The organism is Xenophilus azovorans DSM 13620, assembly GCF_000745855.1.
In the GTDB taxonomy this organism is placed as follows: Bacteria; Pseudomonadota; Gammaproteobacteria; order Burkholderiales; family Burkholderiaceae_C; genus Xenophilus; species Xenophilus azovorans.
In genome coordinates, this window is the sequence record NZ_KN050767.1 from 119,152 (window position 1) to 144,483 (window position 25,332).

Annotated in this window: 27 protein-coding genes; 12 read left to right on the forward strand and 15 right to left on the reverse strand. The window is 72.0% G+C overall.

The genetic code is table 11. From position 1 onward, the window contains the following. Positions 1 to 16: 16 nt before the first annotated feature. The 5 genes from trmD (at position 17) to hisC (ending at position 4,287) form a co-directional block, all read left to right on the forward strand. Positions 17 to 769, forward strand: coding sequence for a tRNA (guanosine(37)-N1)-methyltransferase TrmD (trmD, locus tag Q392_RS29595; RefSeq protein WP_038217827.1), 753 nt, complete (start codon positions 17 to 19; stop codon positions 767 to 769). Positions 770 to 871: 102 nt separating this feature from the next. Further along, positions 872 to 1,264 carry a 50S ribosomal protein L19 gene (rplS, locus tag Q392_RS29600; protein WP_038217830.1) on the forward strand — a complete coding sequence of 131 codons (393 nt, stop codon included), beginning with the start codon at positions 872 to 874 and terminating at the stop codon, positions 1,262 to 1,264. 214 nt (positions 1,265 to 1,478) lie between these two features. Then, positions 1,479 to 2,147, forward strand: a complete 669-nt coding sequence (locus tag Q392_RS29605) for a CoA pyrophosphatase (protein WP_051954097.1) — start codon at positions 1,479 to 1,481, stop codon at positions 2,145 to 2,147. Positions 2,148 to 2,190: 43 nt separating this feature from the next. Next, positions 2,191 to 3,192 carry a CobD/CbiB family protein gene (locus tag Q392_RS29610; RefSeq protein ID WP_038217836.1) on the forward strand — a complete coding sequence of 334 codons (1,002 nt, stop codon included), beginning with the start codon at positions 2,191 to 2,193 and terminating at the stop codon, positions 3,190 to 3,192. A gap of 12 nt (positions 3,193 to 3,204) precedes the next feature. Continuing rightward, positions 3,205 to 4,287, forward strand: a complete 1,083-nt coding sequence (gene hisC, locus Q392_RS29615) for a histidinol-phosphate transaminase (protein ID WP_038217839.1) — start codon at positions 3,205 to 3,207, stop codon at positions 4,285 to 4,287. On the opposite strand, the gene rsgA is transcribed toward hisC, so the two are convergent. Genes rsgA through Q392_RS29630 form a run of 3 tightly spaced genes read right to left on the reverse strand, consistent with a single transcriptional unit; the run spans position 4,288 to position 6,861 of the window. Continuing rightward, positions 4,288 to 5,226, reverse strand: coding sequence for a ribosome small subunit-dependent GTPase A (gene rsgA / locus Q392_RS29620; protein WP_038217842.1), 939 nt, complete (start codon positions 5,224 to 5,226; stop codon positions 4,288 to 4,290). 7 nt (positions 5,227 to 5,233) lie between these two features. Next, the gene (locus Q392_RS29625; protein WP_038217844.1) at positions 5,234 to 5,581 is read right to left on the reverse strand and encodes a 4a-hydroxytetrahydrobiopterin dehydratase; all 348 of its coding nucleotides are present in this window, start codon (positions 5,579 to 5,581) and stop codon (positions 5,234 to 5,236) included. Between the two features lie 23 nt (positions 5,582 to 5,604). After that, a complete protein-coding gene (locus Q392_RS29630; RefSeq protein ID WP_038217847.1) occupies positions 5,605 to 6,861 on the reverse strand; it encodes a M48 family metallopeptidase in 1,257 nt (418 codons plus the stop codon). 60 nt (positions 6,862 to 6,921) lie between these two features. Between Q392_RS29630 and orn the strand changes: the two genes are divergently transcribed. The 4 genes from orn (at position 6,922) to Q392_RS29650 (ending at position 9,650) form a co-directional block, all read left to right on the forward strand. Continuing rightward, a complete protein-coding gene (gene orn / locus Q392_RS29635) occupies positions 6,922 to 7,503 on the forward strand; it encodes an oligoribonuclease (protein WP_038217850.1) in 582 nt (193 codons plus the stop codon). Between the two features lie 214 nt (positions 7,504 to 7,717). Beyond that, complete coding sequence (gene hisN / locus Q392_RS29640; protein WP_038217853.1) at positions 7,718 to 8,494, forward strand: histidinol-phosphatase; 777 nt, start codon at positions 7,718 to 7,720, stop codon at positions 8,492 to 8,494. 6 nt (positions 8,495 to 8,500) lie between these two features. After that, positions 8,501 to 8,695 carry a DUF2905 family protein gene (locus tag Q392_RS29645; protein WP_038217856.1) on the forward strand — a complete coding sequence of 65 codons (195 nt, stop codon included), beginning with the start codon at positions 8,501 to 8,503 and terminating at the stop codon, positions 8,693 to 8,695. 22 nt (positions 8,696 to 8,717) lie between these two features. Then, positions 8,718 to 9,650 carry an ROK family protein gene (locus Q392_RS29650; protein ID WP_038217871.1) on the forward strand — a complete coding sequence of 311 codons (933 nt, stop codon included), beginning with the start codon at positions 8,718 to 8,720 and terminating at the stop codon, positions 9,648 to 9,650. Here Q392_RS29650 and Q392_RS29655 read toward each other — a convergent pair. Further along, positions 9,623 to 11,131 carry an aminotransferase-like domain-containing protein gene (locus tag Q392_RS29655; protein WP_051954090.1) on the reverse strand — a complete coding sequence of 503 codons (1,509 nt, stop codon included), beginning with the start codon at positions 11,129 to 11,131 and terminating at the stop codon, positions 9,623 to 9,625. The two genes, Q392_RS29650 and Q392_RS29655, sit on opposite strands and share 28 nt — an antisense overlap. Before the next feature lie 177 nt (positions 11,132 to 11,308). Between Q392_RS29655 and Q392_RS29660 the strand changes: the two genes are divergently transcribed. Beyond that, the gene (locus Q392_RS29660; protein WP_051954091.1) at positions 11,309 to 11,638 is read left to right on the forward strand and encodes a hypothetical protein; all 330 of its coding nucleotides are present in this window, start codon (positions 11,309 to 11,311) and stop codon (positions 11,636 to 11,638) included. Positions 11,639 to 11,650: 12 nt separating this feature from the next. Here the strand turns inward: Q392_RS29660 and Q392_RS29665 are convergent, their stop codons facing one another. Beyond that, positions 11,651 to 12,412 (reverse strand): SDR family NAD(P)-dependent oxidoreductase, encoded by a 762-nt coding sequence (locus tag Q392_RS29665; protein WP_038217874.1) that lies wholly within the window; start codon positions 12,410 to 12,412, stop codon positions 11,651 to 11,653. Between the two features lie 114 nt (positions 12,413 to 12,526). On the opposite strand from Q392_RS29665, the gene Q392_RS29670 reads away from it, so the two are divergent. Then, a complete protein-coding gene (locus tag Q392_RS29670) occupies positions 12,527 to 13,426 on the forward strand; it encodes a LysR family transcriptional regulator (protein ID WP_038217886.1) in 900 nt (299 codons plus the stop codon). A gap of 19 nt (positions 13,427 to 13,445) precedes the next feature. On the opposite strand, the gene otsA is transcribed toward Q392_RS29670, so the two are convergent. The 7 genes from otsA to Q392_RS29705 form a co-directional block, all read right to left on the reverse strand. Then, a complete protein-coding gene (otsA, locus tag Q392_RS29675) occupies positions 13,446 to 14,831 on the reverse strand; it encodes an alpha,alpha-trehalose-phosphate synthase (UDP-forming) (RefSeq protein WP_038217888.1) in 1,386 nt (461 codons plus the stop codon). A gap of 20 nt (positions 14,832 to 14,851) precedes the next feature. After that, entirely contained in the window at positions 14,852 to 15,604 is a 753-nt protein-coding gene (gene otsB / locus Q392_RS29680) for a trehalose-phosphatase (protein WP_038217890.1), read from the reverse strand. 79 nt (positions 15,605 to 15,683) lie between these two features. After that, positions 15,684 to 16,949, reverse strand: a complete 1,266-nt coding sequence (locus tag Q392_RS29685; protein WP_038217893.1) for a multifunctional CCA addition/repair protein — start codon at positions 16,947 to 16,949, stop codon at positions 15,684 to 15,686. A gap of 49 nt (positions 16,950 to 16,998) precedes the next feature. Further along, entirely contained in the window at positions 16,999 to 17,691 is a 693-nt protein-coding gene (locus Q392_RS29690) for a glutathione S-transferase family protein (protein WP_038217907.1), read from the reverse strand. Between the two features lie 94 nt (positions 17,692 to 17,785). Further along, positions 17,786 to 18,352, reverse strand: coding sequence for an MgtC/SapB family protein (locus Q392_RS29695; RefSeq protein ID WP_038217912.1), 567 nt, complete (start codon positions 18,350 to 18,352; stop codon positions 17,786 to 17,788). A gap of 88 nt (positions 18,353 to 18,440) precedes the next feature. Continuing rightward, positions 18,441 to 19,091: a mechanosensitive ion channel family protein gene (locus Q392_RS29700; RefSeq protein ID WP_051954092.1), complete on the reverse strand. Its 651-nt coding sequence runs from the start codon at positions 19,089 to 19,091 to the stop codon at positions 18,441 to 18,443. A gap of 60 nt (positions 19,092 to 19,151) precedes the next feature. Next, positions 19,152 to 21,128: a lytic transglycosylase domain-containing protein gene (locus Q392_RS29705; protein ID WP_038217914.1), complete on the reverse strand. Its 1,977-nt coding sequence runs from the start codon at positions 21,126 to 21,128 to the stop codon at positions 19,152 to 19,154. A 9-nt stretch (positions 21,129 to 21,137) separates the two neighbouring features. Here Q392_RS29705 and Q392_RS29710 point away from each other — a divergent pair, with 9 nt between their 5' ends. After that, on the forward strand, positions 21,138 to 21,773 hold the full coding sequence (locus tag Q392_RS29710; RefSeq protein WP_084217491.1) for a 5-formyltetrahydrofolate cyclo-ligase: 636 nt from the start codon (positions 21,138 to 21,140) through the stop codon (positions 21,771 to 21,773). A 603-nt stretch (positions 21,774 to 22,376) separates the two neighbouring features. On the opposite strand, the gene Q392_RS29715 is transcribed toward Q392_RS29710, so the two are convergent. From Q392_RS29715 to Q392_RS29725, 3 genes are all read right to left on the reverse strand, one after another. Then, positions 22,377 to 23,570, reverse strand: a complete 1,194-nt coding sequence (locus tag Q392_RS29715; protein WP_038217916.1) for an amidohydrolase family protein — start codon at positions 23,568 to 23,570, stop codon at positions 22,377 to 22,379. Beyond that, positions 23,516 to 24,271 carry a TetR/AcrR family transcriptional regulator gene (locus Q392_RS29720; RefSeq protein WP_038217919.1) on the reverse strand — a complete coding sequence of 252 codons (756 nt, stop codon included), beginning with the start codon at positions 24,269 to 24,271 and terminating at the stop codon, positions 23,516 to 23,518. Before Q392_RS29720 ends, Q392_RS29715 begins: the two co-directional genes overlap by 55 nt. Positions 24,272 to 24,436: 165 nt before the next feature. After that, positions 24,437 to 25,210, reverse strand: coding sequence for a ferredoxin--NADP reductase (locus tag Q392_RS29725; RefSeq protein WP_038217931.1), 774 nt, complete (start codon positions 25,208 to 25,210; stop codon positions 24,437 to 24,439). Positions 25,211 to 25,332 lie beyond the last annotated feature (122 nt).

Here is a 25,332-nt window from a genome sequence, read left to right on the forward strand (position 1 = left end):
TGCTCGGAGCGATGCCATGCGCTTCGACGTCCTGACGCTGTTTCCCGAACTGTTCGCGCCCTTCCTCGAAAGCGGCGTGACGCGCCGCGCCTATGCGTCGGGGCAGGTGCAGGTGGTGCTGTGGAACCCGCGCGACTTCGCGCAGGGCAACTACCGCCGCGTCGACGACCGGCCCTTCGGCGGCGGCCCCGGCATGGTGATGATGGCCGAGCCGCTGGCCGCCTGCCTGGACGCGGCGCTGACCGACCGCGGCGAACCGCAGGCGCCGGTGGTGCTGTTCTCGCCCGTCGGCGAGCGCCTCTCGCACGCCGTGGCCCAGCGCTGGGCCGGCGATGCCGAGGGCGCCGTGCTGGTGTGCGGCCGCTACGAGGGCCTGGACCAGCGCTTCATCGACCAGTGCGTCACCCACCAGATCAGCCTGGGCGACTTCGTGCTCTCGGGCGGCGAGGTCGCGGCGATGGCGCTGCTGGACGCCGTGGCGCGCCTGCAGCCCGGCGTGCTGGGCGACGAGGCCGGCCATGCGCAGGACAGCTTCAACCCGGCCCTGGACGGGCTGCTGGACTGCCCGCACTACACCCGGCCCGAGGTCTGGCGCGGGCAGGGCGTGCCGGCGCCGCTGCTGTCGGGCCACCACGCGCAGATCGAGCGCTGGCGGCGCGACCAGCGCCTGGCGATCACCGCCGAGCGCCGGCCGGACCTGATCGACGCCGCGCGCGCCGCCGGCCGGCTGGACAAGGCCGACGAGATACTGCTGGCAAAAAAGCTATAATCAAAGGCTTTTCCGATCCTCTGCCCGGCCGCGGCACCGCCTGCTCGTTGCAGCACCGCCGCCTTTCACGTGTAGCGCGGGCACGATCGCATGCAGGAAGCCATGAACCTCATCCAAACCCTCGAGCAAGAGGAAATCGCCCGCCTGGGCAAGAAGATCCCCGCGTTCGCCCCCGGCGACACCGTGATCGTCAGCGTCAACGTCGTCGAAGGCAGCCGCAAGCGCGTGCAGGCCTACGAGGGCGTGGTGATCGCCAAGCGCAACCGCGGCCTGAACAGCGCCTTCACCGTGCGCAAGATCTCCAGTGGCGAAGGCGTCGAGCGCACCTTCCAGACCTACAGCCCGCTGATCGCCGGCATCGAGGTCAAGCGCCGCGGCGACGTCCGCCGCGCCAAGCTGTACTACCTGCGCGAGCGCAGCGGCCGTTCCGCCCGCATCAAGGAAAAGCTGCCCGGCAAGTCGTCCGGCGCCGCTGCCGCCGCAGCCGCCGAATAAAGGCTGCGCGCCCCGATGCGCGATGCACAGGCCGCCTCCGGGCGGCCTTTTTGCTTTCCGGCGCACACGGCGCCGCGCTTTCCGTGATTTTTGCCGGGAACCGCCGTTCATCCCGCAGGTCGTTCAAATCGTTATATCTTCATCAGCAGTTCGAAAGCCCCCATTGACCACCGCCTCGCACGCCGCCCCCGAAGTGATCAACGTCCTGCCGCCGATGGCGCCGGTCGTCGATCCGCGCGCCGTGCCGGTGTCCAGGGTGGACAGCGACCTGCCCGCGGTCGACCCGCGGCGCCTCGTGGCCGACGCCCTGCGCGAGCGCTTCGCCCACCCGCCGGCGTGGACGCCCGAACTGCGGCGCGAGCCGCGCATGACCGAGCGCGCGCCGGCCCAGGCCGCCGTGCTGGTGCCCATCGTGCAGCGGGCCGAGCCGACCGTGCTGCTGACCGAGCGGGCCACGCGCATGTCCACCCACTCCGGGCAGATCGCCTTCCCGGGCGGGCGGGTGGACCCCGAGGACGCGAACGTGGCCGCCGCCGCCCTGCGCGAGGCGTGGGAGGAGGTGGGGCTGTCCGCCGGCTTCATCGAGGTGCTGGGCCAGTTGCCCACCTACACCACCGTCACCGCCTTCGTCGTCACGCCGGTGGTGGCGCTGGTCGAGCCGGGCTTCCGGCTGCGGCCCAACCCCGGCGAGGTGGCCGACGTGTTCGAGGTGCCGCTGGCCTTCCTGATGGACCCGGCGCACCACCGCCGCCACCAGATGGAGGAGGGCCCGAACGCCCGCCACTGGTTCTCCATGCCCTACCAGGACGGCCCGCACGAGCGCTACGTGTGGGGCGCGACGGCCGGCATGCTGCGCAACCTCTACCGCTTCCTCAGCGCCTGAACACCGCCCGGGGTTGGCGGGCACGCCCGCCTATCATCCAGGGATGAGCTTCTTCGCCATCCTGTGTGCGCTGCTGATCGAGCAGGTGCGCCCGCTTGGCCTCAACAACCCCGTGTACGGCGCCGTGCTGGCCTGGACCCGCTGGACCAGCCGCAACTTCGACGCGGGCAGGCCGCACCACGGCTGGGTGGCATGGACGCTGGCGGTGGGCGTGCCCACCCTGCTGGCGCTGGGCATCCACTGGGCGCTGCTGCACTTCGCGGGCCTGCCCTTCGCCGTGCTCTGGAGCGTGGCGGTGCTCTACGTCACGCTGGGCTTCCGGCAGTTCAGCCATCACTTCACCGGCATCCGCGACGCGCTGGACATCGGCGACGAGGCGCTGGCGCGCTCGCTGCTGGCGCACTGGAAGCAGGTGGACGCCGCCGACCTGCCGCGCAGCGAGATCGTGCGCCACGTGATCGAGTACTCCGTCATCGCCGCGCACCGGCACGTGTTCGGCGTGCTGGCCTGGTTCTCGGTGCTGGCGGCCATCGGGCTGGGGCCGGCGGGCGCGGTGTTCTACCGCATGAGCGAGTTCGTGGCGCGCTACTGGGCGCACAAGAGCCACGCCTCGGTGCAGCCGGCCAGCGAGTCGGTGCAGCAGGCCTCGGCCCGCGCCTGGGGCGCGATCGACTGGCTGCCGGCGCGCATCACCGCGCTCGGCTTCGCGGTGGTCGGCAGCTTCGAGGACGCGATCGACTGCTGGCGCAACGACGCGCGCCGCTTCCCGCATCCCAACGACGGCGTGATCCTCGCCGCCACCTCGGGCGCACTCAACGTGCGCCTGGGCGGCGGGCAGCTGCGCTCCATGCCGCTGCCCGAGACGCTGCCGCAGGCGCAGGCCGGCGAGTCCGGCGGCGCGGCGGCCGCCCTGCCCAGCGGCAGCACGCCGGGGCGCGAGCCGCAGCCGGCGCACCTGCGCAGCGTGGTGGGGCTGGTCTGGCGCTCGGTCGTGATGTGGATGGTGCTGCTGGCTTTGTTGACCCTTGCACGCCTGCTCGGTTGACCTCTTTTTGCCGTGAACGCTGAATCCCCTTTCTGGAGCCCCGGCGTCGCCGGCCTGGAGCCCTACGTGCCCGGCGAGCAGCCGCGCATCCCCGGGCTGGTCAAGCTCAACACCAACGAGCATCCGCTGCCGCCGTCGGCGCATGTCACGCAGGCCATCGCCCGGGCGGCGCACGAGGGGCTGGAGCGCTATCCCGACCCGGAATCCACCGCCCTGCGCGAGGCGCTGGCCGCGCGGCTGGGGCTGGCGCCGATGCAGGTCTTCGTCGGCAACGGCTCGGACGAGGTGCTGGGGCATGCCTTCTTCGCCTTCTTCCGCCGCGCCGAGCCGCTGCTGTTCCCCGACGTGACCTACAGCTTCTACCGCGTGTGGGCGCAGCTCTACGGCATCCCGGCCGAGACGGTGCCGGTGGACGCCGGCCTGCGCATCGACGTGGAGGCGCTGGCCGCGCGCGCGGCGCAGGGCTGCGGCGGTATCGTCGTCGCCAACCCCAACGCGCCGACCGGCATCGGCCTGCCGCTGGCGGCCGTCGAGCGGCTGCTGGCCGCGGCGCCGCAGCGCGTGCTGCTGGTGGACGAGGCCTACGTGGACTTCGGCGGCGAGAGCGCCGTGGGCCTGATCGCGCGGCATCCCAACCTGCTGGTGGTGCAGACGATGTCCAAGTCGCGCTCGCTGGCCGGGCTGCGGGTGGGCTTCGCGCTGGGGCAGGCGCCGCTGGTCGAGGCGCTGAACCGCGTCAAGAACAGCTTCAACTCGTACCCGCTCGACCGGCTGGCACAGGCCGGCGCGCTGGCCTCGCTGGAGGACGAGGCGGCCTTCCGCCGCGGCTGCCGCGAGGTGATGGACACGCGTGAGGGCCTGGCGCTGCAGCTCGAGGACCTGGGCTTCGAGGTGCTGCCCTCGCAGGCCAACTTCGTCTTCGCCCGGCATCCTCGGCGCGATGCGGCGGCGCTGGCCGCCGCGCTGCGCGAGCGGGCGGTGCTGGTGCGCCACTTCCGCCAGCCGCGCATCGATGCCTGGCTGCGCATCAGCATCGGCACGCGGGACCAGTGCAGCGCGCTGGTCGCCGCGCTGCAGGCCGTCCTGGCCGCCTGATCAATACCGCTCGGGGGCGCTCAACTCGGCGAACAGCTCGCCGTAGATCCGGTGGCGGGCGGCGCTGATGTCGCCGGCCGGCTCCACCTGCGCCCGCACGCCGCAGCCCGGCTCGTGCAGGTGGGTGCAGTTGTAGAAGCGGCACTCGCCCGCGTGCTCGGCGATGTCGGGCATCAGCGCCGCCAGTCGCGTGGGCTCGATGTGGCGCAGGCCGAATTCCTGGAAACCCGGCGAGTCGATGAGCGCCGTGCCGCGCGCTTCGTCCACCCAGTACCAGGTGGTCGTGGTGGTGGTGTGCCGGCCGCTGTTGAGGGCCTGCGAGATCTCGCCCGTGAGCGCCGCCGCGCCGGGCACCAGCAGGTTGATGAGCGTGCTCTTGCCCGCGCCCGAGGGGCCGAGCACCAGCGTGGTGTGCCCCTGCAGCCGGCGCATCAGCGCCTCGCGGTCGACCTCGCCCGAGGCCGCCAGCGACAGCGGCATCACGCCGTAGTGCATGCGGCGGTAGGCCGCCAGCCGCGCCCAGGCGCGCTCGAAGGGTTCCACCAGGTCGCTCTTGTTGAGCGCGATGATGGGCCGGATGTGTTCCGCCTCGGCCGCGATCAGCGCGCGGGCGAGCTGCTGCTCGGAGAACTCGGGCTCGGCCGCCAGCAGGATCAGCACCTGGTCGAGGTTGGCGGCGAAGGACTTGGTGCGAACTTCGTCCTGCCGGTAGAACAGGTTGCGCCGCGCCTGCACGCGCTCGATGGTGCCCTCGTCCTCGCTGGGCCGCCACAGCACGCGGTCGCCGACCACCGCCTGGCTCTTCTTGCCGCGCGGATGGCAGATGCGGCGCTCGCCGTCGGGCGTCTCGACGATGCAGTGCCGGCCGTGGCTGGCGACGACCAGCCCCTCGCGCAGCGTGGGATCCGATGCCGCCGGCGCCGCGCCGCGCTTGCCCATCAGGCGTTCACCGCAGCGGCATGAGCAGCGCGTCGGCCCGGCGCGCGCAGTCCAGGTCGGTGACCGAGATGCCGCCCACATCGTGCGTGGAAAAGCGCACCACGCAGCGGTTGTAGTGCACCGACAGGTCGGGGTGGTGGTCTTCGCGGTGGGCGATCAGGGCCAGCGCGTTCACGAAGGCGATGGTCTCGAAGTAGTCGGCGAAGCGGTAGGTCTTCTCGATCGCGACGTCGGCGCCGTCGCCGCGCAGCGACCAGCCTTCCAGCTTGGCCAGGCCGGCGACGACCTCGCTGGGTTTCAGCGCCTTGCGGGCCACGCCCTTCCAGTCGCGGATGGTCAGCATGCTGTCGCTCATGGCGGGTTCCTTGAGAAGGGTTTTCAGGCGCCCATGCGGGCCAGGCGCTCGCTGGCCGGCGGGTGCGAGTAGTAGAACCTCACGTACACCGGGTCGGGGGTGAGGGTGGAGGCATTGTCCTGGTAGAGCTTGAGCAGCGCCGCCGAGAGGTCGCGCCCGCTGGTCTGCGCGATCGCGAAGGCGTCGGCCTCGAACTCGTCGCGGCGCGACAGCTGCGCCATCAGCGGGGCGACGAACCAGCCGAACACCGGCACGGCGAGCATGAACAGCACCAGCGCGAGCGCGTCGTTGGCGCCGGCCATCGACGGCTGCACGCCCAGCCCGGTGTAGAACCAGACCTGCCCCGACACCCAGCCCAGCAGCGCGAAGCCGGCCAGGCCCAGCAGCGCCATCAGCGCCATGCGCTTGAGGATGTGGCGGTGGCGGAAGTGGCCCAGCTCGTGCGCCAGCACGGCCTCGACCTCGCCGGGGGCGAGCTGCTGCAGCAGCGTGTCGAAGAACACCACCCGCTTGGCCGCGCCGAAGCCGGTGAAGTAGGCGTTGGCGTGCGCGCTGCGGCGGCTGCCGTCCATGACGAACAGGCCCTTGGCGACGAAGCCGCAGCGGGCCATCAGCGCGTTGACGCGCTCCTTGAGCGAGGCGTCGGCCAGCGGCTCGAACTTGTTGAACAGGGGCGCGATCCAGGTGGGCACGATGAACTGCAGCAGCGCCGTCCACAGCACCAGCGCGCCCCAGGCCCACAGCCACCACAGCGTGCCGGCCGCACCCATCAGCCACAGCACCAGCGCCGCCAGCGGCAGCCCGAGCGCCGCGCCCAGCAGCAGGCCCCGCACGGCGTCGGCCAGCCACAGCTTCCAGGTCATGCGGTTGAAGCCGAAGCGCTGCTCCAGGCGGAAGGTCTGCCACAGGGTGAAGGGCAGCTCCAGCAGGCTGCCGGCGAGGCTGAAGGCGGCCAGCAGGGCGAGCTGCTGTACCAGGCCCGGGCCCATCCCCTCCAGCAGCAGCCGGTTGAGCAGGTCCAGCCCGCCCAGCAGCGTCCAGCCCAGCAGCACGGCCGCGCCCCAGGCCATCTCCAGCAGGCCGAAGCGGGCCTTGGCGATGGTGTAGTCGGCCGCCCGGCGGTGCGCCGCCAGGCCGATGCTGCGGTCGAAGGGAGGTGGCACGGCGTCGCGGTGGCGCGCCACGTGGCGGATCTGGCGGCTGGCCAGCCAGAACCGCACGGCCAGGCTCAGGACCAGCATGGCCGAGAAGGCGAGGGTGAAGGCGAGCGAGGCGTTCATGGGGGATGCCGAGTGTAGTGGCGGCCCCGCGGCCCGAAACGCGTCGTGGACAATGCGCCGATGCCCGATACCTCCATTGCCTCCGCCCCCGCCGAACTGCGCAAGAGCGACCAGAACCTGGTCTGGCTGGACTGCGAGATGAGCGGCCTGGACCCCGAGAAGGAACGCCTGCTGGAGATCGCCGTCGTCGTCACCGGCCCCGACCTGGCGCCGCGCATCGAGGGCCCGGTGCTGGTCATCCACCAGAGCGAGGCCGTGCTGGACGGCATGGACGCCTGGAACAAGGGCACGCACGGGCGCAGCGGCCTGATCGACAAGGTGCGCGCCTCCACGCTCGACGAGGCTGCGGCCGAGCAGCAACTGCTGGACTTCATCGCCCGCTACGTGCCGAAGCACGGCTCGCCCATGTGCGGCAACACCATCGGGCAGGACCGGCGCTTCCTGGTCAAGTACATGCCGAAGCTGGAGGCGTACTTCCACTACCGCAACCTGGACGTCAGCACCCTCAAGGAGCTGGCGCGGCGCTGGAAGCCGGCCGCCTACGCCGCCTTCAAGAAGCAGCAGGCCCACACCGCGCTGGCCGACGTGCACGAGTCCATCGACGAGCTGGTGCACTACCGCAGCACCTTCCTGCGCCTGTGAAACAGACACCCCCAGTCTCCGCGGACTTCGTTCCGTTTCGCCAACCCCCTCAAGGGGGCACACCCGACGGCCCGGCCAAGCCGGTTCCGTGGGTGTTCCCGCATGGCCTGCTCCGCGGCCGTCGGTTCTGCGGCGCTCGGTACGCCGCCGGCGGTGCGTGATGCAGTGACGGTCGATGCCCGGCAGCGTCGCGCGGCTGCGGTCTAATGCGGCCATGCCGCCTGCCATCCACCCGCTGCTCGCCACCGCCCACGCCCTCGCCGATGCCGCCGCGCGGCAGTCGATGGCCTATTTCCGCCAGCCGCTGGAGATCGTCACCAAGGCCGACGACAGCCCCGTCACGCTGGCCGACCGCGCGGCCGAGCAGGCGATGCGCGACGTGCTCGCCGCGCAGGCGCCCGAGGACGGCATCTACGGCGAGGAGCACGGCCAGCAGCGCCTGGATGCCGGGCGCGTGTGGGTGCTCGACCCGATCGACGGCACGCGCAGCTTCATCACCGGCTCGCCGCTGTGGGGCACGCTGATCGCCGCGTTCTCGGGCGGGCGCGTCGAGCTGGGCATGATCGACATGCCGGTGCTGGGCGAGCGCTGGATCGGCCAGGACGGCGTGGCCATGCGCAACGGCCAGCCGGTGCGCGTGCGCGGCTGCACGCGACTGGCCGAGGCGCGCATCGTCACCACCTCGCCCGACATCTTCGCGCCGGCCGACTGGGCCGTCTTCGACGCCTTGAGCCGCCGGTGCGCGATGCGCCGCTTCGGTGGCGACTGCTACGGCTACGCGCAACTGGCGGGTGGCACGATCGACCTGGTCGTGGAGACCGGCCTGCAGCCCTACGACTACCTCGGCCCGGCCGGCGTCATCGAAGCCGCGGGCGGCGTGATCACCGACTGGGAGGGCCGCCCGCTGGGCCTGCAGCCCGACTGCCGCGTGGTCGCCGCCGCCACGCCCGAGCTGCACCGCGCGGCGCTGGCGGTGCTGCAGGCCCAGTGAGCTTGCATGCTGCGCTGGCTGCTCGTCGTCGTCGTGGCCCTGCTGCTGATGCAGGGCCTCACGGGCTGGCTGCGCAAGCTGGGCTTCGGCCGGCTGCCGGGCGACTTCGAGTTCCGCGCCTTCGGGCGCATCTGGCAACTGCCGATCGCCAGCACGGTGGCGCTGAGCCTGCTGGCGGCGCTGGTCGCGCGGTTGTTGTGAAGCCCTTGCACTCCGGAGCACGATGAAAGCCTGCGTCGACATCGGCGGCACCAAGGTCGCCGTCAGCCTGGCCGAAGACGGCCGGAAGGAACTCCAGGCCCGCCAGGCCGAGCCGACCGCCAAGGAGGGCGCACCCGACGCCGTCGCGCAGCAGGTCATGCGCCTGATCGACGCGGCCTGCGCGCAGCTCGGCGTGCCGGCCGCGTCGGTGGACGGCGTGGGCGTGTCGGCGGCGGGCCCCTTCATCCTCGACGCCGGCGGCGCCGTCGAACTCGCCACGCCCAACATCTGCGGCGGCCTGGCCGGCCCGGCCCGCGGGCTGCCCAACGACTGGACCAGCGCCGTCATCGAGGCGCCGCTGCGCCGCCGCTACGGCCGCGTGCGGGTGGAGAACGACGCCGTCTCCGCGCTGGAGGCCGAGCGCCGCTGGGGCGCGCTGCAGGGGCTGGACCACTGCGCCTACGTCACCTGGAGCACCGGCGTGGGCGTCGGCCTGTGCGTGGACGGTCGCACCCTGCGCGGCAAGGGCGGCAACGCCGGCCATGCGGGCCACAGCTTCGTCGCCGACGACGACAACCAGCACGCGCTGTGCGGCTGCGGCAACGTGGGCGACGTGGAGGGCCTGGTGGCGGGCAACGCCATCGAGCGCCGCTTCGGCATGCCGGCCGCGCAGCTCTTCGGCGCGGCGCGGGCCGGCGACGCGCGTGCCCTCGGGATCACCGACGGCCTGGTGCGCGTGATGGGCCGCCTGCTCTACAACCTGGTCGTCACGCTCGACCTGCAGCGCGTGAGCCTCGGCGGCAGCGTGTTCCTGCACAACCGCGACCTCCTGCTGCCGCGCCTGCAGGCGCAGATCGACGGCCGGCTGCCGGCGCTGACGCAGGGCGTGCGCCTGGCCGCCGCCGGCCTGGGCGAGCAGGTCGGCGACTACGCGGCACTCGCGCTGGTGGCCTGAGGGCGCACCCGCGCGGCCGGCTCGGCGGCGCGGCCCGGCATCCGCGCCAGCCGCTCCGAGGCGATGCCGCCGAGCCGCCGCAGCCCGGCCTCGATCGCGTCGGACCACGGCCAGCCGCAGTTGATGCGCAGGTAGTGGTCGAAGCGCGCGCCGTTGGAGAACAGCGTGCCCGGCGCCACCAGGATGTGCTCGCGCAGCGCCGCGTCGAACACCGCCATCGACGGCAGGCGCCCGGGCAGCTCCACCCAGAGCTGCAGCCCGCCGGGCGGCAGGTTGATGCGCGTGCCGGCCGGGAAGTGCTGCGCGATGGCGTCGGCCGTGCGCTCGCGCTGGGTGCGCAGCCGCTCGCGCAGCCGGCGCAGGTGGCGGTCGTAGGCGCCGGTGGCCATGAAGCGGCCGGCCGCCGTCTGCGACAGCTCCTCGTTGCTGCGCGTCTGCGCGTACTTGAGCATCTCCACCCGCGCGTGCCAGCGGCCGGCATGGATCCAGCCCAGCCGCAGGCCCGGCGCCAGCACCTTGTGCAGCGAGGCGCAGTGGATGACGTTGCCCGTGGCGTCGAAGGACTTCAGCGCGCGCGGCGGCGCCTCGGCGTCGAGCAGCTCGCTGTAGGTGTCGTCCTCGATCAGCGCGATGCCGTGGCGCTCGCACAGCGCCGCCAGCCGCGCCTTGTGCGCGTCGGGCATCACGCTGCCCAGGGGGTTCTGCAGGTGCGGCACCACCACCACCGCCTTGATGTCGCGGTAGGCGTCGATGGCCAGCTCCAGCGCCTCGACCGACAGGCCGGTCTGCGGGCTGGTGGGGATCTCCAGTGCGCGCATGCCCAGGCTCTCGAGCACTTGCAGCAGGCCGTAGAAGGTGGGCGACTCCACCGCCACCGTGTCGCCCGGCTGCGCCACGGCGCGCAGCGCGAGGTTCAGCGCCTCGATGCAGCCGTTGGTGGGCAGCACCTCCTCGGGCGCCAGCGTCATGCCCACCCGCACCGCGCGCTGCGCCACCGCCTCGCGGAAGGGCGTGCGGTTGCGCGAGGGTGCGGCCAGCGTCAGCATCTCGGGCCGGCGCCGCAGCGCTTGGCCGATGGCGGCGCGCAGCGCCTCGGCCGGGTACAGCGCAGGCGCGCCGCGGGCGATGGAGAAGTCCAGCCGGACCTCGTTGTAGCGGCGGCGGGCGACGAAGTCCGACACCTTCTCGTGGATGCCGACGAACTGCGCCGGGTCGGGCGCGCGGTCGGCGGCGGGCTCGTCCATCGGCGTGGTCTGCAGGCGGCGCGGGCGCCGCACGAAGTAGCCGGAACGCTCGCGCGCCTCGGCCCAGCCCTCGGCCTCCAGCGTGCGGCACACCTGCAGCGCGGTGGACAGGCTCACGCCGTGCAGCTTCATCAGCTCGCGCAGCGAGGGCAGCCGGTCACCCGGGCCGAGCGAGCCGGCCCGCACCGCGGCCAGGTAGTGCTGGGCGATCTGGCGGTAGCGCGGCGGCGTGTGCATGGAGCGATGGTGCGCCGGGCAGGCCGGCCGGCACAGATGCAGTTGGACGCAAAACGACCATAACAGAGGCCGTGCGCGGCCCGCTGTTGCGGCACACGAAGGCATCGCGTGTGCCTGTTCCGCACGGCAGGCCGTTCCTAGGATGAAGCCATCCGCAGACCTCGCCAGGAGCGCACCATGAGCCCCCATCCCTGTCCCCCCGACCGGCCCCTGGCCGCCGGCCAGTCGCTGCAACTGGCGGTCGATGCCGGCACCGCCGTGTTCGCGTCGCAGGGGCGCCTGCGCATCGACGAGGCGCCGCGCTGGCTGGCGGACGTGGCCGTGCCGGTCGGCCGCAGCCTGGACGAGGGCGAGGGCTGGGTGGTCGAACGGGCGGGCTGGATCACCGTGCGCGCGCTGGGCGGCGCGGCGGCCCGGCTGCGGTGCGTGCCGGCCGGCACGGGCGGCCGCGGGTGGCGGCTGGCGCTGCCCCGCGCCCTGCACGGATGGTTCCGGCCCGCCGGCTGAGTCCGCCCCGGTTCAGAGGAACATGCCGCCCGACACCTCGATGCGCTGGCCCGTCATCCAGCCGTTGTCGGGCCGCAGCAGCGCGGCGACGGCGGCGCCGATGTCGTCCGGCAGCCCGGCGCGGCCCTGCGCCGTGACGGAGGCGACGAAGGCGTTGAGCTGCGCGTTGTCGCGCACCGCGCCGCCGCCGAAGTCGGTCTCGATCGCACCCGGGGCGATGGCGTTGACCGCGATGCGGCGCGTGCCCAGCTCGCGCGCCTGGTAGCGCGTCAGCACCTCGATGGCGCCCTTCATCGATGCGTAAGCCGCATAGCCGGGCAGCGAGAAGCGCGCCAGTCCGGACGAGACGTTCAGGATGCGCCCGCCGTCGGCGATCAGCGGCAGCAGCGCCTGCGTGAGGAAGAACGGCCCCTTCAGGTGCACGGCCACCAGTTCGTCGAACTGCGCCTCGGTCGTCTCGGCGAAGGCCGCGTGCACGCCGATGCCGGCGTTGTTGACGAGGTAGTCGAACTGCGTGCGCTGCCAGGTGCCGGCCAGGGCCTGCTTCAGCGCCGCGGCGAAGTCGCCGAAGCCGCGGGGCTGCGACACGTCCAGCGGCAGGGCGACGGCGCGCCGGCCCAGGGCCTCGATCTCCTGCACCACTGCCTGTGCTTCGGATGCACTGCTGCGGTACGTGAGCACGATGTCGACGCCGGCCCGGGCCAGGTGCAGCGCGGCGTTGCGGCCGAGCCCGCGGCTGCCGCCGGTGATGAGTGCGATGGGGGTGGTGGTCATGGTGCGTCTGCCTTTCCGAGAAGAAGAGTGGGTTGGAATGGACTGTATGGAGGAACAATCAATGAATAAATACAGAGAAAATCGCTTCACTGTTCAGAAAAAATTGACAAACTGATGGACCTTGACGCGCTGCGCATCTACCTCCTGGTGGCCGAGGCGGCCAGCTTCACCCGCGCGGCCGAGCGCCTGGGGCTGACACGGGCGCGCGTGTCCACCGTCGTCCAGCAGCTCGAGGCGGAATTGGGCACGCGCCTGCTGCAGCGCACGACGCGCAGCGTGCGCGTGACGCCCGACGGCCAGCTCTTCGCCGAGCGCGCGCAGGCGCTGGTGGGCGACGCCGACGAACTGCAGGCGCTGTTCCAGCGCCAGCCGGCGGCGCTGCGGGGGCGGCTGCGGGTGGACATGCCGGGCCAGCTGTCGAGCCAGGTGCTCGTCCCGCGCCTGCCGGAGTTCGTCGCGGCGCATCCGCAGATCGAGATCGAGCTCAGCAGCACCGACCGCCGGGTCGACCTGGTGCACGAGGGCTTCGACTGCGTGATCCGCGCCGGCGCGCTGCGCGAGTCGGGGCTGGTGGCGCGGCCGCTGGGCGAGCTGGTGCAGATCAACGTGGCCAGCCCCGCCTACCTGGCCGCCTTCGGCACGCCGCGCTCGCTGGAGGACCTGGCGCACCACCGGCTGGTGCGCTACTCGTCCACGCTGGGCGGCGCCGCGACGGGCTGGGAGTACGTGGAAGGCGGCGAGCAGCGGATGCTGCCGATGGCCGCCGTGCTCACCGTCAACAACACCTTCGCCTACGAGTCGGCCTGCCTGGCGGGGCTGGGCCTGATCCAGGCGCCGGCGCTGGGCCTGCGCGGGATGATCGAGGCCGGCCGGCTGGTCGAGGTGCTGCCGGACCTGCGCCCCGAACCGCTGCCCGTGACGCTGCTCTATGCCCACCGGCGCCAGGTGGCGCGGCGGGTGCAGGCCTTCATGGACTGGGTGGCCGGGGTGATGGAGGAGGTGCTGGCGCGCTGAGGGCGCCTGTGCCGCGTGCCTAGCTCACGCGCGGCGCCGAGTTCAGCGCCTCGAGGAAGCTCCTGCGCCACCAGTGCACGTCCTGTTCGCGGATGCGCTGCAGCAGCTTGCGGTGACGCGCCTGCCGCTCGGGCAGGGGCATCTGCAGCGCCTGTTGCACCGTCTCGGCGGTGGCGTGGATGTCGTAGGGGTTGACCAGTAGCGCTTCCCTGAGCTGCTCGGCCGCCCCGGCGAAGCGCGACAGCACCAGCACGCCGGGGTCTTCGGGATCCTGCGCGGCGACGAATTCCTTGGCCACCAGGTTCATGCCGTCGCGCAGCGGCGTCACCAGACCCACGGCCGCGGCGCGGCACAGGCCCGGCACGCGCCGGCGCGCCACCATGCGATGGATGTAGCGCACCGGCATCCAGTCCAGTTCGCCATAGTCGCCGTTGATCGCGCCGCACAGCGACTCCAGCTCGCGCCGGATGGCGCCGTAGGCGTTCACGTCCTCGCGCGTGGGCGAGGCGATCTGGATCAGCGTGGCGCTGCGCCGGTTTTCCGGGTAGTTGGCCAGCAGCTCGCGGAAGGCGCGCACCCGCTGCGGGATGCCCTTGGAATAGTCGAGGCGGTCGATGCCCAGCAGCAGGCGGCGCTTGCTGTACTCGCCCTTCATCGTCTCGTACATGTCCTGCGCATCCCTGGCCCGCGTCAGCGCCTCGAACTCGTCGACATCGATGCCGATGGGAAAGGCGCTTGCGCGCACCGTCTGGCCCCAGCCGCGGAACAGGTCGTTGCCCAGGGACTCGCCCGTGGCCTCGTTGAACACGTAGCGCTCGAAGTGCTGCACGTCCTGCTGGGCCTGGAAGCCGACCAGGTCGTAGGCGAACAGCGAGCGCATCAGCCACTCGTGCTGCGGAATGGCCGCCATGATGATCTGCGGCGGCAGCGGGATGTGCAGGAAGAAGCCGATGCGCTGGCGGCAGCCCATGGCGCGCAGTTCGGCCGCCAGCGGGATGAGGTGGTAGTCGTGCACCCAGAGGATGTCGTCCTCCTGCAGCAGCGGCAGCAGCTTGCGCGCGAACAGCTGGTTCACGCGGCGGTAGCCGTCGATGAAGGCGGCCTCGAAGTCCGCCAGGTCCAGCCGGTCGTGGAACACCGGCCACAGCACCTTGTTGCTGTAGCCCAGGTAGTAGCTGTCGTGGTCCTCGCGGGAGAGGTCCAGCATGGCCAGCGTCACCTTGCCGGCCTGCTGGCGGTGCACCTCGCCCTCGCCGGTGGGCCCGTCCTCCACGATGCGGCCGCTCCAGCCGAACCACAGGCCGCCGCTTTGCTGCAGCGATTCGCCCACCGCCACGGCCAGGCCGCCGGCGGCGGGTTTGCGGGGATCGGCGACGCGGTTGGAAATGACGACGAGACGAGGCATGGGCGGTGGGGATGATGAGTTCAGCGGACGGCCTGGGCGGCGAGGTGGTCGCGCAGCGTGCGCAGCCAGCCGTGCACGGCGGTCGTGCCGGCCAGCCGGTGCTCCGCCTGCGTGGGGCCCTGGCCGACCTTGATGCCGATGCCGCCGGGGCGCGACTGCACGATGGCGAAGCCGGTCTCGTCGGTCGTGTCGTCGCCGGCGAAGACGGGCACGCGGCCCTGGAACGGCGCTTCCTCCAGGAAGGCGTCGATGGCCAGGCCCTTGTTGACGCCGGCCGGCTTGACCTCGACCACGCGCTTGCCGTGCAGCAGCTCGAAGTGCGGGTCGCTGCCGATCACCTCGGCCATCGTGTCCAGGCACAGCGGCCCGAGGTCCGGGGCCAGCCGGTAGTGCAGCGCGATGGCCGCGTGCTTGCGCTCGACCAGGAGGCCCGTGTGACGCGCGGCCAGCGCATTGGCGGCCTCCAGCACGACGGCCAGGTCCGGGGGCGTGCGCTCCTGCAGGCGGCCCTGCGCGTCGCGCCGCTGCACGCCGTGCTCGCCGGCGGCAGGCAGGCGCAGGGGCGCCAGGAAGCGGTCGAGCACGTCGATCTGGCGGCCGGAGACGATGGCCAGCGCGCCGTCCAGCCGCTCGTGCAGCTCGATGAGCAGCGGCACCAGGCCGGGCGCCACCTCGATCGCCTCGGGCGTCTCGGCGATGGCCACCAGCGTGCCGTCGAAATCCAGGAAGAGGGCCGGGTCGCGGTCCGGCAGGGGGGGCGGGGGCAGTTGCATGTCGCGTTTCACCTTAACACGCTGAAACGCGCGGCTGCGTCGGCGGATGCCGCCAATGCGGCGTGGGCGCGCACGCCGCTCAGCGCGGCGGCGCCTCGCCGGCGGCCGCGGCCACCGCCTCGACCCGCGTCGCATGAATCGCCGCACCGACCTGCGGCCCGCGCGCGCCGCGCTCCATCGCCCGGCGCGACACCGTGCCCGTGTCCACGCCGCGCGCGGCGGCCAGCACCGCCAGCAGCCGCTCGCGCTGCGGATAGGGCTGCGCCTCCAGCCCGAGGCGCCCGCGCGCGTCGCATTCGCAGGCCAGCAGTGCATCGGCAAAACGCTGCGGCTTGCGGAAGGCATCGCAGCGCTCCAGCAGCCGCACCAGCGCCGCCGGCCCGAAGCCGGCGCTGCGGTGGATGTTGCCGTGCTCGCGCGCCACCACCTCGGCCAGCTCGCGGATCTCGGTGGGCACGCGCCAGCGTTCGCACAGGCCGGCCAGCAGATCGGCGCTGCGCTGCTCGTGGCCGATGTGCCGCGGCAGCGCCTCGGCCGGCGTGGTGCCCTTGCCGAGGTCGTGCGTCAGGCAGGCGAAGCGCACCGCCAGCGGCGCCTGCAGCCGCGCGCTCATGTCCAGCACCATCATCAGGTGCGCGCCGGTGTCGACCTCGGGGTGGTGCTGCTCGGGCTGCGGCACGCCCCACAGGCGCTCCACCTCCGGCAGCAGCACGGCCAGCGCGCCGCATTCGCGCAGCACCTCGAACATGCGCGAGGGCTTCGCCTCCATCAGCCCGCGCGCCAGCTCCTGCCAGACGCGCTCGGGCACCAGCGCGTCGGCCTCGCCGGCGGCGACCATGGCGCGCATCAGCGCCATCGTTTCCGGCGCCACGGCGAAGTCGTGGAAACGCGCGGCGAAGCGCGCCAGCCGCAGGATGCGGACCGGGTCCTCGCGGAAGGCGTCGGTCACGTGGCGCAGCACCTTGTCCTGCAGGTCGCGCCGGCCGTGGAAGGGGTCGATCAGCGCGTCGATGGGCAGCGGGCGCACGTCGGCCTGCGCGGCGGGCAGTGCCATGGCGTTGATGCTCAGGTCGCGCCGCGCGAGGTCTTCCTCCAGCGTCACTTCCGGCGCGGCGTGCACGACGAAGCCGCGGTAGCCCGGCGCGCTCTTGCGCTCGGTGCGGGCCAGGGCGTATTCCTCGCGCGTGTCGGGATGCAGGAAGACCGGGAAGTCCCGCCCTACGGGCAGAAAGCCCGCGTCGAGCATCTGCTGCACCGTGGCGCCGACGACCACCCAGTCGCGGTCGCTGCCCGGCCGGCCGAGCAGCGCGTCGCGGATGGCGCCGCCCACGAGGTAGTTCTCCATGCCGTCAGTTTAGGCGGCGGTGCGCCGGCCCGCGGCGCATGCGGGCCGTTCAGCCGCGCGACGTGCGGTACGGCTCGTCGAAGGCGACGAAGTCGTGCTCGGACAGCGCCTGGTCGATCCAGGCGCGCACGCCGGGCAGGGCCAGCAGGCGGTCGATGTAGGCCTGCGCCGCCTCGGGCACCGGCAGCCCGTAGGTGCGGATGCGGGTGGCCACTGGCGCGTAGAAGGCGTCGGCGATGCTGAACTCGCCGAAGAGCATCGGGCCGCCGTGCGCGGCCAGGCATTCGCTCCACATGCTGCCGATGCGCTGCAGGTCGCTGCGCACGCCGGCCTGCTCGGCCACCAGGCGCTGGCCGACCTCGCGCAGGTCGGCCTCGATGTTCATGGTGCAGTGGCTGCGCAGCGCGGTGAAGCCGGCGTGCATCTCGGCGCTGATGCTGCGCGCGCGTGCCCGGGCGGCGGCATCGCGCGGCCACAGCGCGCGCTCGGGGAAGCGCTCGGCCAGGTATTCGGCGATGGCCATCGTGTCCCACACGGCCAGGTCGCCGTCGACCAGCACGGGCACCGTACCGGCCGGGTTGATCGCGCCCACGGTGGCCTTGAAGTGCGAGTCCGGGCCGAAGGAGTCGAAGCGCACCATCACCTCCTCGAAGGGGATGCCGGCCTGCGTCATCAGCACCCAGGGGCGCATGGACCAGGACGAGTAGTTCTTGTTGCCGATGTAGAGCTTCAATGCGGACATGCGTTCGTTCTCCTTGCTGAGCCGGCCATGCTAGCCGCGGCCGGCTGCGCCGTTGATGCCGGATGCGGCGGCGATTGATGCGCGCGGCGGCGGCTCAGCGCGGCGGCGGCTCGTCCGGCGTGGCGATCACCTTCTTCGCGGCGACGTCCTGCGCCCGGCGCGGGCCGGCCAGCCGCTCGACCAGGCTCACCAGGTGCGGCACCAGCTGCAGCACGACCAGCGCCAGCAGCGCGCTGAGCACCGCCGTCACCTCGCGCCCCAGGCCGCAGGCCATGCCGATGGCGGCCGTCATCCACAGGCCGGCGGCGGTGGTCAGGCCCTGCACCTGCGCTTCGTCCCTGCCCTGCTTGAGGATGGTGCCCGCGCACAGGAAGCCCACGCCGGCCACCAGGCCCTGGATCACGCGGCTCATGTCGGCCGGCACGATGCCGCTTTGCTGCGGCACCAGCACGAACAGCGCCGAGCCGATGGCCACCAGCATGTGCGTGCGCACGCCGGCCGCCTTGCCCTGCTGCTCGCGCTCGAAGCCGAGCACGAAGCCCAGCACGGCGGCCAGCAGCAGCCGCACCAGGATGCGCACCAGCTGTTCCAGGTCGGGCACGTCGGAGAACTCGGCGGCCACCGTGTCGGCCAGGCGGGTGCTCCAGTCGGATGAGGCCATGGGGCTGCGTGCGTCGGGTGGGGGCTGGGAGGGGCTGCGGCACTGTAGACCGCCGCCCGCCGTGCCGCTGTAGGCGCAGGCCGCCGGTTCAGTGGGGCGCCGGCGGCGGTGGCGCGGCGGCCGGCTGGCCGGGCGGCGGCAGCGCGGCGGGCAGCGGCGCGCCGGCCGCTGCGCTGCCGTGCCAGCGCCGCAGCACGCGCTGGAAGAACAGGCTGTTGGGCAGTTGCAGCGTGGTGCCGTTGGCGGCGTCGCCGGTCTCGTCCAGCGTGGTGTAGACGAGGTTGATGTCGGCCACGCGGCCCTTCAGGCCGGGCTTGTCGCCGTTCTCCAGCAGCTCCACCAGGTCGCCGAGGCGGAAGGCCCGGGTGGTGAAGATCAGCAGCGCGCAGAAGATGTTCGACAGCACGCTCCAGGCGGCGAAGAAGGCCACCGCGCCCACGGCCGCGAAGCCGGTGAAGGCCGTCCACAGCACGCCGCCCGAGACGCCCAGGCGCTCCAGGCACCACAGCAGCGCGCCGCCGTAGACCACGAAGGCGACGGTGCGCCGCGACAGCAGCACGACCTCGGAGGGCAGGGCGTAGGCCGCGGCCAGCCGGCGGACGAGCCGGCGCACCAGGCGCATCAGCAGCCAGGCCACCAGGACGATGAGCACGACCTGCACGGCGGGCACCAGCACGTCGAGCCAGTCGAGGGCCCAGGGCGGCAGGTGGGCGCGCAGCCATTGGAGGGATTTGTTCATGTCGTCAAAGGCGCGCGGCCCCGGTCGGGGCCGCGTGGCGCATAGGGATCGGGCAGGCGGTCAGGGCAGGTCCTTGTTCGGCTCCGGCTCGGCGGCCGAGCGCGGGCCGACGGTGCCCAGCCGGTCCTTCAGCGACTGTGGCCGGCCGGTGATGAGGGCCGCGTAGTTGGTGGTGTTGGCCAGCACCTTCTTGACGTAGTCGCGCGTTTCGTTGAAGGGCACGTTCTCGGCCCAGATGGCGGCGTCGAGCACCGGCCCGTTGCGCCAGGCGCGCGGGCGGCCCGGGCCGGCGTTGTAGGCGGCTGCCGCCAGCGGCATGGAGCCGTCGAAATCGTCCAGCGCCAGCTTCAGGTAGCTGGTGCCCAGCGTGATGTTGGTCTCGCGGTCGGTGATCATCGAGGGCGCGTAGTCCAGCCCGATCTTGCGCGCCGTCCAGCGCGCGGTGGCGGGCATGAGCTGCATCAGCCCCGAGGCGCCGACGCCCGAGCGCGCGTCCATGATGAAGCGCGACTCCTGGCGGATCAGGCCGTAGACGTAGGCCGGGTCCAGGCCGATGTCGGCGCTCTTGCGCAGCACCGTGTCGTGGAAGGGCATCGGGAAGCGCTGCTCGGCGCTGATGAAGCCCTTGGTGCGCTCGCTGGTGTTGATGCAGCGGTCGTACACCTCGCGCTGGCAGGCCAGGTCGGCGGCGGCCAGCAGGGCGCGGTCGTCCATGCCGCCGCGCTCGTGCAGGTTGGTGGCGTAGTTCCACTCGCGCACGCCCTCGGAGCGCAGGCCGATGCCGATGGCGTACAGCGCGCGCTGCAGCGAGGCGTTGCTGCGTGCGGCGGCTCTTTCCTCGGGCGTGAGCGGCTCCGGCGGCGTGGGCACCTGCGCGCGCTGGCCCAGGTCTTCCAGCGCCAGCAGCTCGTAGAAGCCGCGCGTGCCGGCGATCGACTGCAGCAGCTCGCGCGATTCCTCCTGGCGCCGCGCGCCACCCTGCGCGGCGAGGGCGCGGGCCTTCCAGTAGACCCAGGTGGCGTCCTGGCGCGCCTCCTCGCTCATCGCGTCGACGGCGGACTCGACCTCCTTCCAGCGGCCCATGCGCAGCGCGGCGCGCACGCGCCAGCCGAGCATGTCGTCGGTGAGGTCGCCGTTCTTCGTCACGTTGGCGAAGTAGCCCGGCGCCTGGGGCGAGAGCTTCTGCGCCGCCTGGCGGCCGATGCTGCCCCACAGCCAGTTGCGCTCCTCGGGCGAGAGCATGGGGCCCCACTTGCCCTCCAGTTGCGTGGCGGCGGTGTCGGGGTCGGAGGCGGCCATGCGGATCAGGGCCAGCACCACCATCTCCTTGCGCGCCTTGCTGGCGGCCGAGGCGGCGCCGGAGAGGAAGCGCGCCGCGCTGGCGCCGACCTGGGCGAAGGTGGGCAGCGCCTCGGGCGCGACCAGCGTGACGGCGGCGCGGGCCGCGCTGGTGCGGTTGGCCTCCATCGCCAGGCGCGCCTTGCGCCAGGCGTCGTTGGGCGACATCAGGCGCGCGGCGATCATGCGGTCGGCCGCGGTGAGGCAGCCGTCGTCCAGGTCGCGCTGGCCCAGCCAGTTGCGCCGCACCGTCTCGGCCTGCTCCGGCGTGGCCTGGCCGCTGGTCAGCACGTCGACCAGGATGGCGTAGCACTGCACCTCGCGGTCGTCGCGCATGCGAAAGCCCGCGTGCAGCGCCGCGAACTCGTCCCACTGCCGGCGCTGGCCGAGCAGCAGCAGCCAGTCGTTGCGCAGCCGGTCTTCCTGGTAGGTGCCGGCGTAGCGGGCGAGGAAGGCCTGCACCTCGTCGCTGCCGGCCTCCTGGAGGCGCGCCTTCAGCTCCCAGTAGGCGGCCCACGGCTCCAGCGCGTGGCCGCGCGCCGCGGGCAGCAGGGCCGCCAGCCGGGCCTTGTCGCCGCGCTGGAAGGCCTGCTTCATCTGGAGGATCACGTCGTCGCTGCCGGCCTCCTGCGCGCAGGCGGGCTGCGCCAGCACGACCGACCCCAGCAGCAAGGCTGCCAAAATGCTTCGAAACTGCATCGAGGGATTATGGACAAGGCACACGATGGAAATCGCTCGCGCACCGGCGCGAAGCCGTCCGCAGCGGGCGAATTTCTCAAGGCGCAGGTCCGCAAGGCGCTGATCGAGCAGCGCCTGGCCATGCCGGACCGCCTGCAGCGCGCCGCCGCCCTGCAGCAGGTGATGCGCATCTGGCTGGTGGGGCGGCCCGACACGGTGATCGGCGCCTACTGGCCGATCAAGGGCGAGTTCGACCCGCTGCCCGCGCTGCACCGCTGGAAGGAAGACGGCGAGCTGATGGACGAGCCCCTGCGCCGGCGCATCGGGCTGCCGGTGGTCGACCGCGTGCACAAGACGCTGACCTTCCACGCCTGGTACCCGGGCTGCCCGATGGAGAACGACGCCTACGACATCCCCAAGCCCAAGGACACCGAGCTGATCGTCCCCACGCTGCTGTTCGTGCCCTGCCTGGGCTACAGCGCGGGCGGCTACCGGCTGGGCTACGGCGGCGGCTTCTACGACCGCACGCTGGCGGCGATGGTGCCCCGGCCGTTCACGGTGGGGCTGGGCTTCGCCAACGGCTTCGTCGACGACTTCGAGCCGGAGGCGCACGACGTGCCGCTGGATGCGATCCTGAACGACAACGGGGTGGTCTGGCCTGTGTAGCACAGCGGGCGTGTTGTTCGTGGTCCGGCCCAGGCCCCGGTGAGGGGGCGGTGGCGCTTCGGTGGAGCGGTCGGCGCTTTGCGCCGACTCCCCTGCGATGCTCGCGCGGCCGGGCCGGCGCAGAACTCACTGCGCGCTCCTGCGGAGCGCTCCGTTCAAACAGCTGCGCCGAGTCAGATCACGAAGCATGCCTGTCCTGCGGCAGGCATGCAGCCCGGCCGCCCTGCGCTTCTCGGCGCTCCACAGGCGCGCCACCGCCCCCTCACCGGGGCCTGGGCCTGCGCCCGGGTTGTTCAACCGCTCTCCCCGGATGCACCCGGACGGTTCCACGCGCCGTGGCCGGGGGCCTGGGGCGAGGGCGATTTGTGGGGCGGCGAGGAGCGCAGGCCAGGGGCGGGCGTGCCTGCCGAAGGACAGGCACGCTTCAACTCTGACTCGCTGCACCTGTTTGAACGGAGCGCTCCGCAGGAGCGCGCAGTGAGTTGTGCAGCGCCGCCCCTGGCCGAGCACCGCAGCGCAGTCGGCGCAACGCGCCGACCGCCCCACCATGAGCCCGCGCCCCAGGCCCGCGGCCACGGCGCGCGCCCACCAAAGTCAAAAGAATCAGTGCCCGACGACGACCGGCACCTCAGCAGCCGGCGGCGTATTGCGGCTGCGCCCGCAGCGCACGAGCCCGTCGATCATCACCATGCCCACACCCGGCAGGTCGCCCAGTTGCACGCTTTCCAGCAGCGTGGCGCCCGAGGTGTGCTGCGCGCGGTCCATGAAGACGAAGTCCGCCGCGCGGCCCACCTCCACCAGCCCGCAGTTGAGGTTGCGCATGCGCGCGGTGTTGCCGGTGGCGAAGCAGAACACCAGCTCGGCCGGGATGTCGGCCATCGACGAGATCAGCGCGACCATGCGCAGGATGCCCAGCGGCTGCACGCCCGAGCCGGCCGGCCCGTCGGTGCCCAGGATCACGCGGTGCGGGCACTTCAGCTCGATGGCCGCGCGCGCCGCACCGATGGCCACCTTCTCGTTGCCGTTGTGCACGATCTCGATGCCGCGCGTGCTCTTCTCGCACAGTTCGCACACGTGCTTCATCGGCAGCGAGGTGTGGCCGCCGTTGATGTGGCCGATGATGTCGGCATCGGCCTCCAGCACCGTGTCCTTGTCGATGTAGCCCGAACCGGGCACCGAGGGCCCGCCGGTGTGGATGGTGCTCTGAATGCCGTGCTTGCGCGCCCAGGCCACCATCTCCTTGGCCTCGTAGCCGGCCTTGACCGAGCCCAGGCCGATCTCGCCGAGCAGCCCCACGCCGGCCTCGGCCAGCTCCTTGAAGTCGCTCTCGACCATGCCCTTCTCGATGACGGGCGCGCCGGCCAGCACCTTCACGCCGCCGGGGCGGAAGGCGTCGAAGGCGCGCTGCGCGGTGATGGCCAGCGCCTTCAGGCCGACGATGTCCTTCGGGCGGCCCGGGTAGTGCACCTCGCCGGCCGAGATCATGGTGGTGACGCCGCCGTTCAGGCTCGACTCGATCCAGTTGAGCTGGCTCTGGCGCGGCGTCCAGTCGCCGGCCACCGGGTGCACGTGGCTGTCGATCAGGCCGGGGGCGACGCAGGTCTTCTTCGCGTCGATCACCGTCTTGGCGTTCGACGTGTCGCAGTCCTTGGCCTTGCCGACCGCGGTGATCAGGCCGTCGTCGATGACGATGGTGTCGGCGTCGAGGATGGGCTGGTCGATGTCGCCCGAGAGCAGCAGCCCTATGTTCTGGATGACGACCTTGCCCGACTTGCCGGCGGCGGCTTCTGTTGCCATTTCGATACCTCGTGGGGTGTGGTGGTTTCGTTGTTCTCGTCGCTGCGCACCGTGCGCAGCACCGTCTCGATGACGAAGTCCTCCCAGTGCCGGGCCGCTTCGGGCGACTCCAGCGGCTCGCCCAGGAAGCTGGTGAGCGTGTAGCGGTTGGACATGTAGAAGTAGCCCGTGGCCGCGATCAGCAGGTAGATGTCGCGCGCGGCCAGGTCGGCGCGGAACAGGCCCTGCGCGGCGCCGCTGGCGAGGATCTGCTCGATGATCGCCACCGCCCGCGAGGAATACTCGCGCGCCCGCAGCGACTTGGCGATGTGGCGCCCCTTGTGCAGGTTCTCGGTGTTCAGCAGCGTGATGAAGTGCGGGTTGGCGCGGTAGTAGCCCAGCACGAAGCGGATCACCTCGGTCAGCGCCTCCACCGGGCGCGCCATGTCCAGGTCGATGGCGGCCTCGGCCTCGTCCATGCGCTGGTAGATGTCTTCCAGCACGGCGACGAACAGCCCCTCCTTGCTGCCGAAGTAGTAGTAGATCATCCGGTCGTACGAGCGGGCGGCGCGGCTGATCTTCTCCACGCTGCCGCCCTCGTAGCCGTACTTCGCGAACACCTTGGTGGCCGCGCGCAGGATGGCCTCGCGCGACGCCTGCGCCTGCGCCTCGCGCACGCCCGTCTTGCGCTGCGGCTTGGCGACGGACTTGCGGGCGGCCATGGCAGCCTCAGCGAATCCGGGCGGTGCACACCGCCGGCAGCGCCCGCCCTCCAATGGCACTGGAGGCCGCGGAGCAGGCCATGCCAGCGACACCCACGGAACCGGCTTCGCCGGGCCGTCGGGTGTGCCCCCCCGGGGGGGAGCCGCGCAGCGGCTTGGGGGGGGTCATTTTTCAGCGAAAGCGCGCTCGACGACGTAGTCGCCCGGCGTGCTGGTGTTGCCTTCCTTGAAGCCGCGCCCTTCGAGGATCTCCTTCATGTCCACCAGCAGGCCGGGGCTGCCGCAGATCATGACGCGGTCCTCGGCCGCGTTCAGCGGCGGCAGGCCCAGGTCGTCGGTGAGCTTGTCGGTGGTGATCAGGTCGGTGATGCGGCCCTGGTTGCGGAACTCCTCGCGCGTGACGGTCGGGTAGTACAGCAACTGGTTCTGGATCATCTCGCCCAGGATCTCGTGCTTGGGCAGGTGGTCGGTCACCAGGTCGTGGTAGGCCAGCTCGTCCACCTGGCGCACGCCGTGCACCAGGATGACCTTCTCGAACTTCTCGTAGGTCTCCGGGTCGCGGATGATGCTCATGAAGGGCGCCAGCCCCGTGCCCGTGCCGAACAGGTACAGGCGCTTGCCCGGCAGCGTGTAGTCGATCAGCAGCGTGCCGGTGGGCTTGCGGCCCACGATGATGGTGTCGCCCACCTGGATGTGCTGCAGCTTCGAGGTCAGGGGGCCCTCTTCCACCTTGATGCTCAGGAACTCCAGGTGCTCCTCGTAGTTGGGGCTGACGATGCTGTAGGCGCGCAGCAGCGGCTTGTTGTTGACCTTCAGCCCGATCATGGTGAAGTGGCCGTTGGAAAAGCGCAGCGCCTGGTCGCGCGTGGTGGTGAAGGTGAACAGGCGGTCGGTCCAGTGGTGGACGGTCAGGACGCGTTCTTCGCTGAAGGCACTCATAAGCAAATTACCGGAAGTTGTGAATGGGGGAAAGGCGGAAAGGGGACCGGGCGCCGTGGGGAATGCTTGCGCTGAGCTGGCGGCCACAACAGGACCCATTTTCGTTCGTGCCGCACCAACGC